Origin of the sequence: Nannocystis punicea (assembly GCF_026965555.1) — a bacterium.
GTDB lineage: Bacteria > Myxococcota_A > Polyangia > Nannocystales > Nannocystaceae > Nannocystis > Nannocystis punicea.
On the sequence record NZ_CP114040.1, the window covers coordinates 3,207,431 to 3,226,924 of the forward strand.

Annotated in this window: 11 protein-coding genes; 6 read left to right on the plus strand and 5 right to left on the minus strand. The window is 70.0% G+C overall.

Annotated features, from left to right (window positions below; genetic code table 11):
• Positions 1 to 26: 26 nt before the first annotated feature.
• Both O0S08_RS12235 and O0S08_RS12240 read left to right on the plus strand, forming a co-directional pair.
• On the plus strand, positions 27 to 437 hold the full coding sequence (locus O0S08_RS12235; protein WP_269039272.1) for a rhodanese-like domain-containing protein: 411 nt from the start codon (positions 27 to 29) through the stop codon (positions 435 to 437).
• 325 nt (positions 438 to 762) lie between these two features.
• On the plus strand, positions 763 to 2,637 hold the full coding sequence (locus tag O0S08_RS12240; RefSeq protein WP_269039273.1) for a choice-of-anchor I family protein: 1,875 nt from the start codon (positions 763 to 765) through the stop codon (positions 2,635 to 2,637).
• A gap of 90 nt (positions 2,638 to 2,727) precedes the next feature.
• On the opposite strand, the gene O0S08_RS12245 is transcribed toward O0S08_RS12240, so the two are convergent.
• Entirely contained in the window at positions 2,728 to 3,360 is a 633-nt protein-coding gene (locus O0S08_RS12245) for an NAD(P)H-binding protein (RefSeq protein ID WP_269039274.1), read from the minus strand.
• Between the two features lie 200 nt (positions 3,361 to 3,560).
• Positions 3,561 to 4,157: a hypothetical protein gene (locus O0S08_RS12250; protein WP_269039275.1), complete on the minus strand. Its 597-nt coding sequence runs from the start codon at positions 4,155 to 4,157 to the stop codon at positions 3,561 to 3,563.
• 257 nt (positions 4,158 to 4,414) lie between these two features.
• Between O0S08_RS12250 and O0S08_RS12255 the strand changes: the two genes are divergently transcribed.
• The 3 genes from O0S08_RS12255 to O0S08_RS12265 all read left to right on the plus strand — a co-directional run bounded on the left by O0S08_RS12255 (position 4,415) and on the right by O0S08_RS12265 (position 8,509).
• Positions 4,415 to 5,641, plus strand: a complete 1,227-nt coding sequence (locus O0S08_RS12255; protein ID WP_269039276.1) for a hypothetical protein — start codon at positions 4,415 to 4,417, stop codon at positions 5,639 to 5,641.
• 367 nt (positions 5,642 to 6,008) lie between these two features.
• Positions 6,009 to 7,412: a GNAT family N-acetyltransferase gene (locus tag O0S08_RS12260; RefSeq protein WP_269039277.1), complete on the plus strand. Its 1,404-nt coding sequence runs from the start codon at positions 6,009 to 6,011 to the stop codon at positions 7,410 to 7,412.
• A 200-nt stretch (positions 7,413 to 7,612) separates the two neighbouring features.
• A complete protein-coding gene (locus O0S08_RS12265) occupies positions 7,613 to 8,509 on the plus strand; it encodes a spermidine synthase (protein ID WP_269039278.1) in 897 nt (298 codons plus the stop codon).
• Between the two features lie 128 nt (positions 8,510 to 8,637).
• Here the strand turns inward: O0S08_RS12265 and O0S08_RS12270 are convergent, their stop codons facing one another.
• The 3 genes from O0S08_RS12270 to O0S08_RS12280 form a co-directional block, all read right to left on the minus strand.
• The gene (locus tag O0S08_RS12270) at positions 8,638 to 13,788 is read right to left on the minus strand and encodes a P-loop NTPase family protein (RefSeq protein ID WP_269039279.1); all 5,151 of its coding nucleotides are present in this window, start codon (positions 13,786 to 13,788) and stop codon (positions 8,638 to 8,640) included.
• A 13-nt stretch (positions 13,789 to 13,801) separates the two neighbouring features.
• On the minus strand, positions 13,802 to 14,773 hold the full coding sequence (locus O0S08_RS12275; protein WP_269039280.1) for a hypothetical protein: 972 nt from the start codon (positions 14,771 to 14,773) through the stop codon (positions 13,802 to 13,804).
• A 2,070-nt stretch (positions 14,774 to 16,843) separates the two neighbouring features.
• On the minus strand, positions 16,844 to 18,499 hold the full coding sequence (locus tag O0S08_RS12280) for a glycoside hydrolase family 44 protein (protein ID WP_269039281.1): 1,656 nt from the start codon (positions 18,497 to 18,499) through the stop codon (positions 16,844 to 16,846).
• A 355-nt stretch (positions 18,500 to 18,854) separates the two neighbouring features.
• On the opposite strand from O0S08_RS12280, the gene O0S08_RS12285 reads away from it, so the two are divergent.
• Positions 18,855 to 19,466: a TetR/AcrR family transcriptional regulator gene (locus tag O0S08_RS12285; protein WP_269039282.1), complete on the plus strand. Its 612-nt coding sequence runs from the start codon at positions 18,855 to 18,857 to the stop codon at positions 19,464 to 19,466.
• Positions 19,467 to 19,494: the final 28 nt, after the last annotated feature.

Below are 19,494 nucleotides of genomic sequence, written 5' to 3' on the forward strand. Positions count from 1 at the left end.
CCCGGCCCGGGCTACGAAGGTCGGGCATGCCGATTCAGCGCCTCAGCACGCCCGAAGCGATCGCCAAGGTCGCGTCCGCTGGCAACCTCGTGCACATCGATGTCCGCAGCGTCCCCGAGTTCGAGGCCGGCCACGCGCCGAACGCCTACAACATCCCGCTGATGCACATGGGGCCCGGCGGGATGGTGCCGAACCCCGAGTTCGCCGCCGAGGTCCAGGCCCACTTCAAACAAGACCAGGAGATCCTGGTGTCGTGCAAGGCGGGCGGGCGCTCGGCTCGCGCCGCCGCGGTGCTCGAGGGCCTCGGCTACACCCGCCTGCTCGACCAGATCGGCGGCTGGGGCGGCGGTAACGGCGACGCCGGGTGGGTCGCCGGCGGCGGAGCGTCGACGACCTCGACGCTGCCCGGGCGCGACCACGCGTCGCTCAAGCGCTAGGCGCGACCGCTCGCCGCGACGCTGACGGGGGACGGCCGTCTGCAGGCATGACCTTCGGGTCATGTCCGTTCAAGCATGTTTTAAAAAACATGTCGCATCGAGCATGTCCCGAGAGACGTGTTCGGCGCGGCGCTCGGCGCCTGCGGACTCGGGCGACGCCTCGGGGGCGGGGCCGTCGCGAAGCCGTGGCATGGACGGCGACAATCGTCACCCGCGCGCGGCGCGGTCGTCGCCGAGGCCGCGTGTCATCGCGGCCACGAGGCGCAGTTTCACTCCCATGCGACAGAACCCGTCATTCTCCGAAATCGCCACAGTTCTCCTCGGCGTGAGCCTCGCGGCTTGCAGCCCGGAAGGGTCGACGACCGCCACGCCCGACGGCGAGACGGGCGAGACGACGACCACGAGCGGCACGACCGACGCGCCGGACACCACCACGACGCCGACCAGCTCGACGGCGACGCCGACCAGCACGACGACGACGCCGACCACCGGCGACGATTCGACGACCACCGGGGCGATCACGGGCAGCACGGGCGAGACGACGGACGGGACGGCGACGACGGGCGAGACGACGACGGACACGACGACGACGGACACGACGACGGGCGAGACGACGACCACGGGCAGCACGGGCGAGACGACGGAGGGGGAGATGGACACGGGCGTGGTCGAGACGATCGAGATGGTGCGGATCGGCCGCTACGCGCAGCCCGACGAGGCGGAGGCGATCGCGGTCTACCTCGACGACGACCTGAGCGCGGCGGAGATCCCCGCTTACGACCCGGCGAGCCAGCGGCTGTTCGTGGTCAACGGGCAGAAGTCGGGCATCGACGTGCTCGACCTGAGCGACCCGGCGGCCCCGGTGCTGGTGACGACCCTGTCGACGGCGCTGTTCGGGCCGCCCAACTCGGTGTCGGTGCACGACGGAGTGGTGGCGGCGGCGGTCGAGTCGACGACCAAGACCGAGACGGGCGAGGTGTGGTTCTTCGCGGCGGCGACCGGACAGAAGCTGGCGTCCGTGCCGGTCGGCGCGCTGCCCGACATGGTGACGTTCTCGCCCGACGGCAAGTACGTGGTGACCGCGAACGAGGGCGAGCCGGCCGACGACTATTCGGTCGATCCGGAGGGCTCGGTGTCCGTGATCGACGTGTCGGGCGGGGTCGAGGACGTCCTGCCCTCGGACGTCACGACGGCCGACTTCTCGGCGTTCACGCTGATGAACCTCGACCCCGAGGTGCGCCTGTTCGGGCCCAACGCGGACTCGCCGGCGCAGAACCTCGAGCCCGAGTACGTGGCGATCTCCGGCGACTCGAAGACCGCGTTCGTGACGCTGCAGGAGAACAACGCGCTGGCGGTGGTCGACCTGGCGACCGGCGAGGTCACCGACGTGCGCCCGCTCGGCTTCAAGGCCTGGAACAGCGGCGCGAAGCTCGACCCGTCCGACGAGGACGGCGCGGCGGCGCTGGTCGACGCGCCGGTGCGCGGCCTGTACCAACCCGACTCGATCGCGTGGTTCACGGTGAACGGCGAGGCGTTCCTGCTGACCGCCAACGAGGGCGACGTGCGCGACTGGGACGGCTACTCGGAGGAGGTGCGGATCAAGAACCTCGACCTCGATCCGCGGCTGTTCCCCGACGCCGACGCGCTGCAGCAGGACGAGGCGATCGGCCGCCTCAAGGTCACGAGCTCGCTCGGCGACCCCGACGACGACGGCGACTACGACGCGCTCTACACGTTCGGCGGGCGCTCGTTCTCGGTGTGGAGCGCGGCCGACGGGTCGCTGGTGCACGACAGCGGCGACGCGATCGAGCAGCTGCTGGCCAGCCACCCGGCCTACCAGGACAACTTCAACGCCGACAACGCCGACAACGACTTCGACAGCCGCTCGGACGACAAGGGCCCCGAGCCGGAGGGGCTGACGCTCGGCCACGCGTTCGGCCGCACGCTCGGCTTCGTCGGCCTCGAGCGCATGGGCGGGGTGCTGATGGTCGACCTCGCCGACCCGAGCGCGCCGGAGATCCTGCAATACGCCAACCCGCGCGACTTCGCGGCGGACGTCGAGGACGGGACCGCCGACGACCTCGGGCCCGAGGGCCTGACGTTCGTGCCGGCCGCGGCCAGCCCGAACGGCAAGCCGCTGGTGATCGTCGCCAACGAGGTCAGCGGCAGCGTGTCGATCTACGAGCTGCTCGGGCAGTGACGCGAGCGGCTGCCCAGGAGGACATGCCTCGACGAGCATGTCCTTCTGGGCATGCGCTCAGGGGCATGTCCAGAAGGACATCGCGCCGGCTCAGACGCGGAGGCCGAGCAGCGGGTCGGCGCCGGGCCGCTGCAGGCGGGCGTTGCTGAGCTCGAAGGTGGCGCCGAGGGCGTCGTCGCGGGTGAGCGCGGCGACGAGGGCGCGAGCGACGTGGCGGCAGTCGATCATGCGCGGATCGTCGGTGGGGCCGTCGTGCAGGCCGCCGGGGCGCACGATGGTGAAGGGCACGCCGCTGTCGCGCAGGACGGCCTCGGCCTCGCCCTTGGGGGCGAACCACTCGAGCATGTGCGGCGGGACGCCCGGCGTGGGCACGGCGCCGATGGTGGAGCAGAGCACGAAGCGAGCGACTCCGGCGGCCCGGGCCGCCGCGACGAGGCGCGCGGTGGCGGGCAGGTCGACGGTCCGCAGGCCGCCGCCGTGGACGTCGCGGCTGCCGAGAGTGCTGACGACGTGGTCGACGCCGGAGAGGGCCGGGGCGAGGTCGAGGTCGAGGGCGTCGCCGACGACGAGGTCGAGGCCCGCGCCGAGCTCGGCCTCGGCGCGCGCGCGGTCGCGGACGAGCAGACGCAGCGGGACGCCGGCCTCGCGCAGGAGGGCGACGACGTGGCGACCCGTGCGGCCGGTGCCGCCGACGACGAGGACTCGAGCGGGCGAGCTGGACATCGCCGGCACGCTAGCAAGACCGGCTGCGCCTGCCAACCAGGGCGCGCGGGCAGGGTTCCGGCGCGGATGCGCCGGCAAATGGCCGGCGCGCGCGATGTGTCCTCACGGACGGGGGGATGGTGATATGTCTGATGGGGCATGGCCCATCAGACAGGCCACGGAGCGGGCTGCGGCCGCTCCGGGATGATGTGTCCGATCGGTCAGGAGCGGCTGGTGCTGAAGCCGAAGCGCGACTTGGTGATGAAGATCTGGTCGACCGACTTGCTGTACGTGAAGCTGCTGACGCCCTCGCCCTTGTCGTCGACGATCCACAGCGAGTCGCCCTCGTTGCCGCTGACGTTGAAGGTCGCGTTGCCGCTGATCGAGTCGGTGCGGCCGCCGCTGTGGCCCGGCTGGCGGCCGTGGAACAGCAGCCCCTTGTCGGGGCACAGGTTGGTGACCCTGGTCGACGTGAACTTCGTGGCCGAGCCGCCTCCGCCCGAGCTCCCGCCGCCGGCGGCCTGGCGCTCGGCCTGGTGCCGGCGATAGGCCTCGGCGCGGGCCTGCTCCTCGGCCTCGCGGGCGGCGATCTCCTCGGGGGTGTGGCTGCGGCAGCCGAACAGGGTGTACCTGGCGCTGTACTGCTGGCTACGCTCGCAACCCTTGGCGCGATAGAGGCCCTCGTTGAAGCCGCGATCTTCGACCTCCTCGACCTTCAGCGATTCGGCGGAGCACGAGAGATCGGTCGCCGCACGCTGCCTCACCGATGGATCGAGCCGACCCGCGCACGCAGACAACGAGAGGAGGGAGAGAAACATCCACGGAGGTATCTTCACGCGGACGGGGTGTCGCCGACGGGCGCGCGAAAGTACGCGGACGCGCGCGGCCGAGCGAGGCCTCCTGGCTCGGACAGGGCGCTGGGAGCCGTGAATCACCATTCGGGCGGCGAGCGCCCGGGAGGGTCCTGGCGTGGCGAGGGCTCGCAGGTGGATCGCCTCGCGTGACGTCCACGTCATCCTCGATGGAACCGCGGGCCGGGGTGGACCGTGATCGCGGGTTGACCGACAATCACGGCGTGTCTGCTCGAACGATCCACGCGTGGGTGCTGCTCTCGGGATTGCTGGCGGCGTGCCAGGGCGGCGGCGAGACCACGGCCGCCTCCACGGCCGCAGCGACGGGCGGCGAGATGCCCGGCAGCGCGAGCGAGGTCAGCGGAGCGGCGAGCACCGCGGGACCGGACGGGCCGACGACGGGACAGGCGACGACGACCGACGGGGTGACGACGAATCCGGGTACGACGAATCCTGGTACGACGAATCCCGGGACGACGAATCCCGGGACGACGACCGAGGCGGACACGAGCGAGGCGACGTCGGCGACGGGCCCGGGCACCAGCGACGCGACGACGGCCGGCGATCCGCCGCCCCTCGACGACACGGCCTGTCAGGGCTACGCGACGCGCTACTGGGATTGCTGCAAGGCCCACTGCGGCTGGCAAGGCAACGTCAACCCCGCGACCGAGCCGCTGCAGAGCTGCGACAAGGGCGACAACAGCCTGGGCGCGGCGTACGACGTGGCGAGCTCGTGCCAGGCGCCGGCGGAGAACAGCGCCTTCACGTGCTACAGTGGGGCGCCGTGGGCGGTGTCGGACACTCTGGCCTACGGCTTCGCGGCGGTGCCGGCGATGGGCGACATCTGCGGGCGCTGCTATCAGCTCGACTTCGACGGGACCGGCCATTACAACGCGCAGGACCCGGGGTCGGTGGCGCTGGCGGACAAGGCGATGATCGTGCAGGCGACCAATATCGGCCACGACGTCGGCGGCGGGCAATTCGACATCCTGACGCCCGGCGGCGGGGTCGGGCTGTTCGACGCCTGCTCGTACCAGTGGAACGTGAACACCTCCGAGCTCGGGGCGACCTACGGCGGGTTCATGACGTTCTGCCAGCAGCAGGGCGGCGACCACGAGCAGATCAAGCAGTGCGTCCTCGGCCGCTGCGCGGCGGTGTTCGACGAGCCGGGCCTGGCCGAGCTGGCCGCCGGCTGCGAGTGGTACGTGCAATGGTACGAGGCGGCCGACAACCCGAACCTGCATTATCAAGAGGTGCCGTGCCCGCCGCAGCTGGTGGCGATCTCCGGCATCGACCGCGGCCCCCTGAACGACATCGCGCCCTGCAAGGGCGGCGGCGGCAGCTGCTCGCAGGAAGAGATGGACAACTGCGACTGCGGGTGGACGAACGGGGGGCAGAACTGCGGGCAGGACGACGGCTCGTGCTGCTGGACGGCCTGCTGCGGGCGGTGAGGGGGCGCTGCGAATCACCGACCGCGGCCGTGAACAGGCCGTCCTCGCGGATGCAGTCGTTGGGCGAGATGTCGCGTGGTCCGTCTTCGCGCACCTTCGACAGCGCCTTGCTTCGGCGAGCTCCATGGCGATGAAGCGGCGACCGCCCGCGCATTCACCATTGCATGGTGTCGGGTAATCGCCGCCGGCAGTGTCGACGCGCGCGCCGTCGACCCGCGCAGAGTCCTTGAAGCTCCAACCGGAGGTCGATCATGACCGGGGCGAGCTCGACCACGGGTTATTCCGCCCGAGGGCGCGAAGAACAGCGTTGACGGCCCTCTGTCCACGTGGCTAATGGGATGGTCGCCGAGCCCGAGCGAAGGACACCGTGCGCCGCCTCTCAGCCTCGATCGAACCGATGCTCCAAGGGTTACCGCTCCCCGACGGAATCGCTTTCCGGGGGCTCGCCCGCGCCGATCTGCCGGCGATCCTCGCAGCGCTCACCGACTGGCACCCCGACATCGCCATCGGCGAAGAGCGGCGCCTCGTCACCGCCGCCTTCTACGAGGAGCATGCCTCCTTCGTGGGCGAGGACGACGACCTCGAGGCGCGACCCGTCCGCGTCGCCCTGCTGCGCCAGGGGGAGGAGCTCGTCGGAATTCTCGTGCTCGAGTACGATGCCGCCGAGCACGCGCTCATCGGGCTGCTGTCGGCCGTGTCGCCGCGGAAGCGCGGGTGTGGCCTCGGGCGCGCCTTGATCCGGGCGGACGAGATCCTCGCCCGGGCTGCCGGAGCGCACGTCGTCTACGGCTTCGCCGAGCTCGACAATCTGCCTCAGGGCGCGAGCCTGGAGCGAGAGGGTCGCCACCTCTATGCCATCATTCCCGACTGCGAAGTGCGAAGGTTCGCGGGCGGCGTGACGAAGTACGTCCCCGAGGGAGTCTTCCTGAAGGTCCTGCTGCCGCCCGAGGAGCTGTTATGGCCCGATCCCGCGGACCTGTTGCCGCGCACGGCGGCCCTCTTCGGCATGGTCGAGTCTCTCGAGGCGGCGGCCTCCGTGCAATTCGGCGCCTGTCCGCCGGCCGCGCTCCCGCCGATCGGTCCCTCCGTCGCCGCCCTCGTCGCCGCTCGTCCGGTTGATACCTGGCCGGACGTGGCCGTCCTCGCCCGCGAGATCGATCTGCCTCCCGGCTGCTCCGTGCGCCAGCTGCGGAGAGAAGACATCCCGCGGGTGATCTCGATGTTCCGCTCCTCTTGCTGCGACGTCGCGGCCGAGTTGACGAGCGCTTCCTTCTACGAGGAGGTCGCCCTCGCCGGCGAGGATCAGCGGATCGCCGGGCGACCTTGGCACGTCTTCACCGTCGAACGCGATGGCGAGCTCGTCGGGGTCCCCTACTCCTTTTACGATAGCCAGGCTCACACCCTGCGCATCGGGCCAGGCGACATCGATCCACAGGATCGGCACCAGCGATGTAGCGCCCAGATCATCCGGTTGTCTGTGCTGCTCGCCCGTGCGATCGGAGCCGAGGCGGTCGTCACCCGGGCCACGTTAAGTCATCGAAGGGCCCAGATCGCCGCGGAGCGGGCGGGCCTGTGCCTTTGGGGCCTGATCCCCGCGTCGGAGCGCGTGATCGTCGGCCCGGGCGTGATCAAGCGCGGCTTCAAGGCGTTCTACGGCGTCTCCCTGGTGCCGCCCGAGCAGTCGCGCTGGCCGACGCTGGTATCGCTGCCGCCGCACCGGGCGGCCTGGGCGCGCTTTGTCCGCGGCGAAGCGTCGGAGCTCACCTCATGAGGGCGCTCGGGGTGGAGGTCGTCGCCGACCTTCATCCGCGCGGCCGCGCGACGCTCGACGTCGTCCTCCTTCGGGAGGCGATTCCGCGTGCCACAACCTGCTGAATGCGGTGAGCGGGGGCTCGCATGGCGGGCGTGGCGAATCGACACGATAGAATAGGAGACATTGCGATGAGACCATGGCCTCACGTACACACCGAGATGGTCGGTCCCGGCCGCACCCTCCTCCTCAAGTTGAGGGGACCCTGGCTCTTCGACGGCGAGGAGCACTTTCCGTCACTCGGTGGCATGAGCGCACGCATCCAGATCGGAGATTTTGAGGAGCTCGGCCGTGGACTCGTGATCGACGGCACGGTGCAGCTCACCGAGGCCGTGGACGCGCTCTACACGACGGCGCTGGTCTTCCCCGCGGCTCTGTCCGCGCGCTCGCGCCGTCGCTGGCTCGTGGTCGGCGGTGGCGACGGCGCGACGGCGCGCGAGGCGCTCCGTTTCCGCGACACCGGGTCGGTGCGCCTCGTCGACATCTCGCGCACCGTCGTCGAGCGGACGCAGGAGCTCATCCCCTCGTTCTGGTCGGGCTGCCAGCACGATCCGCGGCTCGAGATCATCCACCACGACGCCGGGGAGGTCCTGCGGGACATGGCCGATCGCGGCGATCAGGTGGATGTGATCCTCTACGACCTCTGCGATCCCGGCAGCGAAGAGTGCAACCCCTTCTTCGACTCGGCGGCAGACCACATGTACACAGAGGAGGCGTTCCGCTTGGCGGCGCGCTGCCTCTCCCCGGGCGGCGTCTTCGCGGCGCAGCTCGCCGAGCTGTCGATCCTGCGCTGCGAGGATCACCGCCGCTACCGGCGGGCCCTGAAGCGAGTGTTCCGCCATGTGCACTCGTATCGGACGTTCGTCGAGCCCTTCGGCTGTGTCGAGTCCTTCATCGTGGCTTCCAACGACGAGGGCGACTGGAACCCGTCGCGGGGCGACTCCGCCTCGCAGCGGCTCCCGGCCCTGTATGTCGGTGACTTCCGCGAGGTCTGGTCTGCTCCCTGGCACGAGCAGCTGTTCGCATTGCCTCCCTCACTCGTCAGCCGGTTGAACTGACGAACGGACGCTCTCCACCGCCGACGCGCTCGAGAACGTCAACGACGGCATCCGCCGGAGCACCGGCCGCGTCGACTCGGGGCGGATATGTGTTCGCGGGGACCACGAGCGCCGTGTCGGGGGCCTTATCACGCCGGGGGCCTCGTTCGCCGCAGGAGCTGCATCGCCACAGCTTCCGCCGGCTCCCTGCGGATCAAGGCGACCTCCAGCAGCTCGAGGTTCCCCCTTCGCTCGAGTGCAGCGACCAGTTCGTCGCAGACCGCCCTGAACGTCGCAGCAGCCCCTGGTAGCTCCGCCGAGACCTCGGCGCCGAACTCGCGCAGCACGAAGGGTCGGAGCGCCTCCTGGTCAGTCAGGAACTGATCCCGCACAAGCTCGGCGAGGCCACGCACGCGCGACCACCGGTCGCCGCCGACTGTCGGCGTGTCCTCGTCGGCCCAGCACGCGACCGCATGGCGGCGCCAGCATGGGACGACCTCTGCCTCGCCGATTCCGACGGCCGAGAGCAGAGCCAGCGCCAGCACGCTCGTCGGATCGTCGTCGAGGCGGCGCAGAAGCGTCGGCACGTCCTCAGGCCGCGGCCCGCCGAGCTCACCGAGCAGCTCGGTCGCGTGATATTCGATGGACTCGTCCCAGAAGGCCGCTTCGAGGAACGCGCGACGGACCTGCTCCTTATCGACCGTACCGGCGAAGCCGAGAACCATCTGTCGAACCTCGACGTCGGTGTCGTCGCTGTAGATCTCATCGCCGCCGCCAGTGATTTGCCACGGGACCACGCTGTCCTGCGGCGCGTGCAGAAGTGCGCCGAACACCAGCAACGCGTGCTCGGGGTGCCGGCCGTGGCGCGCGAACAGGCGGATCGCCCCTCGATCGCCGAGCAGCATCCGCGCGATCACACGGGCCTGCGCCCGATCCCCGTGGCGCACGACCATTCGATAGCACGGTCCTCGCCAGCGCTCGAGGTCGTGCGGGAAGGGCCGCGGAAAAGGTGGCCGGTCGGCGTCGTCCACAGCTTCGAGACCGGATCTTCCGGCCGCCCAGGCGGCCTGTCGCCGCTGGTCGTACCGCCGATCGGACTGCTCCCAGGCATCCGCACGCGCCTGCAGAGCTCTCGCAGCGGGAGGCGGGCAGTGGAGCAACGAGTACATCCAATCCGCTTCTTGAGGGCCGCCGAGTTCGGCCGCCGCGGAGAGCGCCGCGACGAGGATGTTGTCGCCCTCTGTGGTCTCCGCGATGTGTCGCAGCAACGGCAAGCTCTTCGCGTCCCCGAGCCGACCGATCAGCTCGAGTGCGGCGCAGGCGACGGATCCGTCCGGAAGAGCCTGCATCCATCGCGCACCCCAGCGCCTGGCATCGTCCGCGTCGCCGACGACACTGAGCAGGTGCAGTGCGGTCGTCGTCCGCTCAGGATCTGCATCCTCCATCCCGCGCGCCCAAATGGCGGCCCGCTGGCGCTCGGCCACCGTCGCCGACTTCAGAAGGTTCCCCCGGTGCGCCTCGACGAACGACAAGGCGTGCTTTACAACCCACTCGGGCGCGTCGCTGCGGATCAGTCGGAGCAAGCTCTCGAGGCCTCCGAGGGCGCCGAGCAGGCCGGGCCACACCGGCGCGACCGGCCGCTCATAGGGCCGCTCGGGCGGCTTCGGGGGCGTGAAGAGGCCGGCGCGAAGGGCGGCGGCCAGGCGGTCCGCGGCCTCGCTCGCTAGATCGGTGCCGAGGAGCAGCCGCGCGGCCCGAATGCAAGCGAGCTCGCCGTACGAGAAGCCGGCGAGCAGATCCGGCGCGCGGGGCTCGTCCGCGAGCAAGTGGAGGGCCCAGTATCCACGCAGCGGGTGCCTCAGATCGGCGATCACCGTGCTCCGGTGTACGTCCGGCCGATACAGCCGCCTGATCGCGGCGATCGCAGCCCGGCGTAGCTCGGCGTTCTCTGCCGCCGCCTGGCCAGCGAGCTCGTGGATGTACTCTGGGCCCTCCTCGGTGGCGAACCCCGGCATGTCCTGGAAGTTCTGCCAGCGGAGCGTTGCCCGCCCGAGGACCTCCCAAAGCGCGTCGAAGTGTGTGTACTCGCCGAGCTCCTTTGGAGTGATCGGGTCGACGAGCTCATCGCCCGGCGCTGCAGCATCAGCCACGAATGTCATGGCGACATCGGCGACGTCGGGTGCGATGGCACGCACCTTCGTGGGGGCGCGCGGACGGGATAAATCGTCATTGTGACGCCGACGCGCGAGGTATCGCGCGGCGAGCTGGGCAACCTCGGGATCGGGATCGACGGCCGCGCGGGTCATCCACGCCAGCGCCCTGTCCTCTTGCCGCCACGCGATGAAAGGCAAGCGCGCGGCCGCCCAGCGGCGCTGGACCACAGAGCCGCTGACGAGCACGTCCGCGACGACCGGCAGCATGCGAGCGTCGCCGATCTCGTCGAGCACCACGCGGGCGGCTGCCGCCACGGACTCGCGCTCGAGCGCCGCCAGCAGCGCCTGGACCTGCGGGTCCGTCACGACAGCCTCTCCCGCCCGACGCACGAGCGCCCGATATGCCCGCTCGCTGTGCGCCTGCACGGCGGCGTCGTGCGCGGGCAGCGACGGCACCGGCGGACGCTCGTCGTCCGAGGGTCGTGCGGGCGTGGTCGAAAGGATGGCCAGCCACAGGTCGAGTGGGAGGTCCGGCGTATCGATGGTGAAGTACTCCCATGCCAGTCGCCGCTCGCTCTCCTCGAGCGAGCAGAGCGAGGACAACAGGCGCTCCTTTGGCGCCTGGATGCCGCCGTCGATGATGCGCCGCCAGGCTTCGACACGCACCGGCAGGAACGGATCACCGAGCGCTGCGCACAGGATGTTCGCCGTCTCCGCGCCCTTCGCGTCCACGTTCGAGCGCGAGAGAATGGCCCGCCACCGGGCCGGACCGCAGGCGTCGTGGAGGAAGCTCGCGTACAGATGCTGAACCTCCTCGGAGGCGACGTACGCCGCACCGAGCAGGCCCGCCGTCCACGCCCACTCCCACAGGCTGAGCCAGTGCTCTGACGACAGGCCGCGTAGGCGGCCGTGGATCGAGACGGATGTCGGGGAGTCGCCCGGTGCCCGGTAGGAGAATGAGAGCGCGCTCAACTGGTGACGCAGCAGCGCTTCCTTCCGCTGCTCAGGACTACCGTGGCGGCGGACAGCGAGCAGAATGACGTCGGCACCGGCCCTGTGCTCATCCAGATCGGCGAGCCGCTCGAGCGCTCGATGCAAGGGGGCACCGTGCAGCCACGCGACCCGGGCTCGCTCGGCCAGTGGCCCCTCACGCGTCAGCAGCGGCTGCAGTTCCTCGGCCCAGGGACCGCGCTCGCGCTCTCCGAGCAGCTCCAGACCGTCGGTGAGGCGAAGGAGCTGCGGCGCCGAGAGCTCGGGCTCAAGGTGGCGGAACAGGAACTCCGCCCACGAGGCCATCGCACTGCGGTGAATGTCGCGGTCGGTGTACCGCGGCACCTCGAACACGTCCTCGCCGGCGATCCACGCCTGGATGTCGGGGTGACTGGCGGCGTACAGCCGCGCACGCTCGCGCCGAAGCCCGACAGCGTGCCGCAGGATGGCCGCGCGCACGTCGTCTTCGACATGCACGCGGCCGGGAAGAACATGTCCTGGCAGACAGGTCAGTAGCCTCAATCGCCGGCTCAGCGCTCGCACGATGAGGTCGATCGGCACGGACCCTGGCTCGCGCTCGAGCAAAATCCTGACAGCGAGAGAGGCGGCCGTCAGCGGTTGCTCTGGGTGGCTGAGCAGATGGCCAAGCACGTCGGAGACGTCCCGGCGGAGCGCGCTCAGGTGTAGCAATACCTCCTGCACGCCGGGGTCCGGCAGGCGGGCCAGCAGGGCGAGCGGCACTGGCTGTTCTGACCCGTCCGCCAGATAGTGCGCGGCGCAGAACTCGACGAAGCTCTTGTGCGTGAATTCCCACGCGTCCGGGCCGACGCGTTGCACGAAACTCCCGGCCTCGAGCAACGCGTGCAGGTTGTCCGCCTCCTCGTCGCCGAGCTGGCCGGAGCGCTCGAGCGCTCCGAGGTCCTCGCTCGTGAGGGTCGTGCGGCCGCGGAGGAGCATGCGCCAGGCCAGCGCACCGAGCATCGGCAGTCCCTTGCGCTCGCACCAGCGGCGGACCGAGGGCGAGATCCGTCCGCTCTGCTCGGCGGCGTGAAGCATATGATGGATGGCGTTGCGCAACAGCCGGGCGCGCGCGTCCGTCGGCCGGGTTCCGGGGAGCGCGAGTAAACCGACCCCGAGCGGCGTGCGACAAAGGTCTGTCTGCATCACCGTCCACGGCATGATCTCGTGCCCTACCGAGCGCGGCCACTGCGTCTCGCGGGGCGGGATGAGCTCCTCCCGGCCCTCCAGCTTCAGCAACGCATCGACGTGACGACGGTCGAGATCGTCGACCTCGCAGGCTGCGAAGTCCGATGGCGTGTTCGCCAGATGACGGGTCGTCGCTACCACCGGACCCGGCCAAGCGCGCAGCTGCGTCAGCAGTTCTTCTCGCGCGAGAGCGCCGAGTTCGTCGAGTCCGTCGACGAGCAGCCACACCGACCCTCGCAGGCCAGGGGTCGTGAGCGCGCCGACCACCTCGTCGCGGCCGACGTCCGCGAGCGGAGCCCCGATCGCCGAGTACAAGTCGGCGCCTTCGCGCACCCGTCGAGCGTCGAGACGAACGGCCGGCCCGTACCAGCGTTGCTCGCCCGCCACCAGGTCGTGGTGCAGCTTGCGCAGGAGCATCGACTTGCCCGAGCCGGGACGGCCAAGGACCAGCAGCCGGCGCGCCGCGAGGACGCGCTCGACGATCCAGGAGTTCGTGCTCCCTCGCGAGTAGACGGAGCGCTGCTCCAGCGGCCCGTGGACCGCGAGCTCGACAATCTCCTCGGCCGAGCGAATCCGTCCTCTAAAATCGGTGACGCTCGCCGCTGATCGCCGGATCTTGTCGAAGAAGCCCGTCGCAGGCTCTCCGAGGTCGACGATCCCCTGCATGACGAACAGATGGGTCCGGCTCCGCACCGGAATGATGTGTCGCCATGGCTCATGGGGCAGCCAGGGGAGCGGCCGCCCACGCTCGTCGTCCGCCCGACGAACCGCGACGAGCGCCGGATCGTCGTTCGCCACCAGAAACCGCGGCGCATCCCGCCAGCCCGCACCCGCGAGTCGCGCCGCGAGCTGCTCCAGGGTGTCGTCGCGCGGCCTGGCGACGCCGTCGGCGGCGAAGTCTGCGAGCAGGAAGACGCCCGGTAGGATCTCCGCGATCGGGCTCGAGTCCACGGAACCACCCCTTTCAACTCTCCATCACTTCTGTCCGAAGATGGGTGAGGACAGGTGTCTCGAGGATTGTTCCCGAGATACCGAACATGCCGAGCAGACGGTCGATGGCGGCGTCTCCGGCGGGGGTCCGGGCGAGACGCTCCAAGATGATCGCTGCCGGCCGATGCAACCCGGCTTCCGTGTGGATGGTCCGAGAGGCGATCTCGTGCCGCTGAGAACCGAAGGTCTCACTGGTCTTTTTCACGCCGGCGAGCATCGACTCGCACTCGAGGACATATTCGCGGTTGCCGAGGTCGAGCGCCCTTTGAAACTGCCCGAGCCATCGCCGCAACGGGCGGTACTCCTCGCGCATTTGAAGCGCCGCGAGTACGAGGTCCTCGGGGGTCCTGGCGTTTTCGATGATCTCGACGAGCAGCGGGGGCACGACGAAGCGCAGGAGCCGCGTCGCCGTGTCCTCCAGCGCCGCCAGGTAGCGCCCGCGGACCGCGTCGATCATGGCGAAGGTCCTCGCTACGGCATCCCCGTCCGGCCTCACGAGCCCGCTCTGGGCGAGAAAGCGGCGCCGTACAGGATGACCCACATAGGTGACGTTCAACACGGCGCTACGGGCGAGATAGCCGACGGAGCCCCACAGGACCTGCGATCCGTAGGCGCTCGCGGCTTCCCCGTTCGCTCTCATCGCAGCGATGTTCTCCTTGTGCCAGCGCTGAAGTGCAGGGACATGAAAGATCTCTTTGTAGTACCGCGAGCGAACCTGCGGCAGGCCGTCAGGCTCCGGAATCGGACACAAGATCCCTCGAGCGTGGAGCCCGAGGACCGGCGAGGACTCGCCGGTCCACGCCTCGACGTGTTTTTGCTCGACCAGCATGCGATCGCGCAACACGATCGCTCCGAGCACGGTAAGCAACGATTCGAGCGCGATGCCACACCAACCTGCGGTGCTCCACTTCAATTCTTCCTGACCGACGGCGACCAGCCCCCACACGTCTTCTCGCGGGGCCCTGCGAGAAGAGCTCCGCGATGTCTTGGTAGATCCAATTGTCGGTGAGCATATCGAACCCGACCGGCATTTCGATATGCATCGGGAGCTTCAGGGCGCGGCGGATATCGTTGACTGCGCTCGACTCGTGCGGGAGGGCTCGTTCGAGGGCATCGAGCAGCGGCGGATCGACGAGCCCTCTCCGGACGAGCGCGGGGACCACGAGCGCGGCGTAGTCCATCGCGCTTCCTGTCGGCGTGGGCAGCTCAGGGCCCAGGCTATGGTCCCCCAAGACCCGGAGGAGGAGCCCGTGAACCCAGTGCGGGTTAGGCGCATTCCTGCCCAGGAATTCGACAAGGAGCCTTTCGCTGCCAGGTTCGCGCATCACCAGTGCAGTGCCTCAACCAGGAAATTCGATCAAGTCGGGAGCGCACGTCATCCGGAAGAAGGCGCCCCGCGACCTCGGAGGCCGACTTCGAGTTCAAGATCTTCGGTGGGGAGGACGAGGCGCGGGGCGTCAACCAACGGGCCCGGCGCCGCCGGCGCCGGCCGCGTGCGCGCCCGTTCGCCCGCGTGTGCGCCCAACATGCCGAGGCCGCCCACGGCGTGGCTCCCTCGCCGACGACCCCGACAAGGCGCCATGCGCCCCGCGCTGGGGTTCAAGATGGGGGCGGGGATCGCGCCCGCGGTCGCGTATGCCGTGAGCGCCTGGTTTTATTGAGCGGCATCCGCCCGGCTATCAAGCACGCGGCCGCACCGTTGGGCCACCTGCGGGTGGCCCCCGTATCGTTCGTAGCCCATACGGGCCGCGACTTCCGGCGTATTCGTTCGCCGCGACAAGGCGGACTGATCACATTCCTGGTCGGCGTACTCGAACGCGACCCGGCGGGTATCGGCTCAACGTGAATGAAGCCAATGAAGTTGCTCGACCACCAGGCCTTTGTCGGGCAGGCGATTCTGCGCGCGAAGTCTCGCACGCTGAGTCCCGGCGCGTGCGGGACGCTCAGCGTCCGGCTCCGCGGAGCGACTTCGAGGTCCGAGTCCTTAGCGAGAAGCAGCGATGTGCATGGCTCCTGGCACGGGAGAGTGGTTCGCTCATTGACCACATCTCGGGGGCGTACCTCCGCCACATTCACAGGCGCAATCTCTCGCTTCGGGCCCGTCGGGCACGGCGGTTTGCCCCTTGCCACGGCAATCACAATAGCAGGCGCCAGGAACAACCTTACAGCCTGGGCGAGCTTCACATGTGCGGCGCGCGGCGCTGTCCGGCACCTCGAGCTCGGCCTGATCAATGCCTTGCTCGCAGGGGAGCTCGGCCTTCCGGCAGCGATACTCCCGGGACGGACCCACCGTCGCTCGCTCGAGGGTGCATTCGGTCGAGGCCATGCACTGGGCGCGGGTCAGGCCCGCGCAGTCCGAGCTTCGCGCAGTGGATATTTCGGGCGGGCTCTCGCGTCCGGGAGCGGCCGCAGCGCCCCCGTGCGCCGCCCCGCTGGGCGCGCCGGGATGCCCGCCGCAGGGCTCGAGCAGGAGCAGAGACGACAGCACGGCGCGGGTCCAGGTCCACATGAGTAACTCCCATCATGCCTCAATCCGCAGGTTGGCGCTCGCTCGGGCGTCGCCGCGGAGCCTGTCGTCGGCCGTTGCAAGCGCGGCCGGAGCACCCGGCGCTGCGAGCCGCTGAGCCAAGACCCGGGCCAACGCGCGACTGCTGAACGGGGCGCCAGCTGGATGCGCGGCGGCAACGACATCCGCAGCGCCCGATGTTCGACAGCGCCGATGGGCGCATCGCCGGTCCTGCGACCTGCGGCTCGGAACTGACCCCTCGGCGATGTCTGAAGCTACTTCACCTGGCGAATGCGCGGCGATGCGATCACGATTTCGCCCATGGGCTCTCCTGGGCGTACAGGGCCCGACGAGGCCGCACGGAGGCGGCCTCATCTCAGGAGCACGAGGCGCTGCACGAGCCAGAGCCTCGTGCTCGTCCCGAGCCCGGATCTGGTCGTGTCCCGTTCCGGCGGGATCGGGCTGGTTGGACGCGCCGCGCCGGTCGGCCGCAGCCGTCGCGCAAGCGCCTCACTGCGGGACGAGCACGCTGACGCTGTAGGCCGGCATCTCGTAGCGGAAGGCGTTGGTGGCGGCGGGGGTGAGCGCTGGTCCGGAGACCAGCTCGGGCTCGGGGCCGGTGAGCTGCCAGACGGCGACGCTCGAGTAGTCGGCGTAGGCGGCGAGGGTCACGGCGGCGGTCAGGGGGCCGCCGGTCTTGTTGATGGCGACGATGACGGTGCGCGCGGGGTCGGCGACGTCGGTGCTGGCGTAGACGCTGGTGGCGGCGACGTCGGAGGTGACCGCATGGATCGAGGTGTCGCCGAACTTGCTGCCCTGGCCGTCGTAGCTGGTGAAGGCGCGGAGGGCGGCCCAGATCATGGATGTCTGCTCGGACAGGGCCCAGTAGGCCGCCAGGGTCACGCCCTCGCGGCCGAAGATGCCGAGCACGTCGGCCTGGGCGATGGCGCCGGAGATGTGGCCGCCGCCGCCGTAGTTGTACTCGGTGAAGCCGAGGCCGGTGCCGGGGTAGTGCTCGTCGATGCGCTCCTTGAGCCACGGGATCAGGCGCACCGGGCCCTGCACGACGTCGTTGGCGATCCAGGTGTCCTCCTGGAAGCTGTCGTCCCACAGCGAGCGCGGGGCCTGCACGCGCGCCTCGACCGAGGCCGGCGAATTGTCGTCGCCGGTGATCCGCTGGCCGTTGGCGTAGACCTCGGTGTACCAGTGGAGGTCGAGGACGTCGACGAGGCGCTTGCCCGCCTGCGCCTCGGCCTCGGCCATCGCCTGCAAATAATAGGAGATGAACTCGCCCTGGGCGTCGGGGGCGTTCTGCAGGGTGGTGTAGCCGCTGTAGCCGTAGGAGACGAAGCCGGCGACGATCGCGTTGGCGGCGACGTCCTTGATGGCGCCGGCGAACTCGGTGTTCTTGTCGACGAGCTCGGCGTAACCGACCGGGTCGGGGTGGATCCGCTCGTGCGTGGACGACCAGAGGTCGGGCTCGTTGTCGAGGGAGAACAGGAGGCGCGCGCGCTCGCCGTGGAAGGCGTCGGGGAATTGGGCCTGCAGCCAGGCGACGAACTCGTCCTGGTAGACGGCGTCGTCGTTCAGGTCGGGCTCGCTGTCGAAGGCGGCGTCCTTGCGGGCGATGGTCGGGTGGAAGCGCGTCTCGAGGTAATTGGGGGTCTGGTCGACGTCGCCGCCGCCGTCCTTGTCGGCGGCCACATAGCCGCAGATCGGGACGGTCACGAGCAGGTCGGCGCCGGCGTCGAGCACGTCGGCGGCGACGGCCCGCACGACCTCGCCGGGGATGTCGCCGTCGACGCCGAGCTGCGAGGCGAGGTAGTCGTCGTTCTGGTGCTGATAATCGGCGCCGGCGTTGCTGGCGTTATTCTCCCAGTTGTACGCGGTCATGCGATTGCCGCCCGCGCGCACCAGGGCGAGGCCGCGGTTGGTGGTGGCGAGGTCTTCGTATTGATTGGTGCCGTAGATCCACGGCGAGATCGGGTGGCGATCGGTGTCGGCGCGAATTTCAAAGGTGACGTCGCCGCTGCCGGGGTCGCCCGGCTCGACCAGGGAACCGGGGTCGGGCCCATCGCCCTCCGTCGCAGATTGGCTCCCCGCCGGGGTATAGAAGCACGCGGGCCCTGTCAGGGCGACGATGATGGGTAGTCTGTTGTGCACCATCGACCCCAGTGTCGGCCGTGCCCTCGGCGATTTCAAGCCGCGGGCGGGCTGTGTCGGCGCGCTCTCGGCCCTGTGCCTGAGCGGGCGCGGAGCGCGAGCGGTGCGGCCATTCATCGAAGTTGCATGGCGGCCAGGGTAACCGAGCGCGGGCGTGAGAAGATGTCCCGAAGGACATGTCAGCGGCGCGCGCTCTCGAGTGCGCGCGCGGCAGGACGTCTGGCGACGTAGCGAGCGGGCTCGAACAGGCCGGCGCTCGCGGGTGCGCGCGAGAGGACGTCTGGCGATGCAGCGAGCGGGCCCCACCGCGGGATGTGCGCTGTTGCGCCGAGACGATCGGTCAAGTAGAACCGAGCCCGTGAGCCGGGGCGACGCGCGCGACCGCCTGATTCAGGCGGCCATCGACTTGATCTGGACGTCCAGCTACGGGGCGGTCAGCGTCGACGCCATTTGCGAGCGCGCGCAGGTGCGCAAGGGCAGCTTCTACCACTTCTTCGCCAGCAAGGACGACCTGGTGGTGGCGGCTCTCGACACCCACTGGAGCAGCCGCCGGCCGGTCCTCGACGACGTGTTTTCGGCCTCGCGCGCGCCGCTGGAGCGGCTGCAGCGGTACTTTACCCACATCGGCGAGCGCCAGGGTGAGGTCCGCGGGCAGTACGGGCGGGTCCTCGGCTGCTTCCACCACGCGGTCGGCAGCGAGTGCGTGCAGCGGCCCACGGCGGTGGCGGCCAAGGCGCAGGAGATCAGCCTGGCGCTGCGCCGCTACATCGAGTCGGCGGTGCGCGACGCCCAGGCCGAGGGCGCCCTGCCGTCCGGGGACCCGGTGGCGGCCGCGAAGGGCCTGTTCGCCTACGTGACGGGCGCGCTGGCCCAGGCCCGTGTCCACGACGACCTCGAATTGCTGCGCCAGCTGCCCCAGACCGCCTGGCTGGCGCTGGGCATGGCCGGGCCGCCGAAGCCCGGCGCGTGAGCGGCCCTGTCCGGCTGCTCCGCGCGTT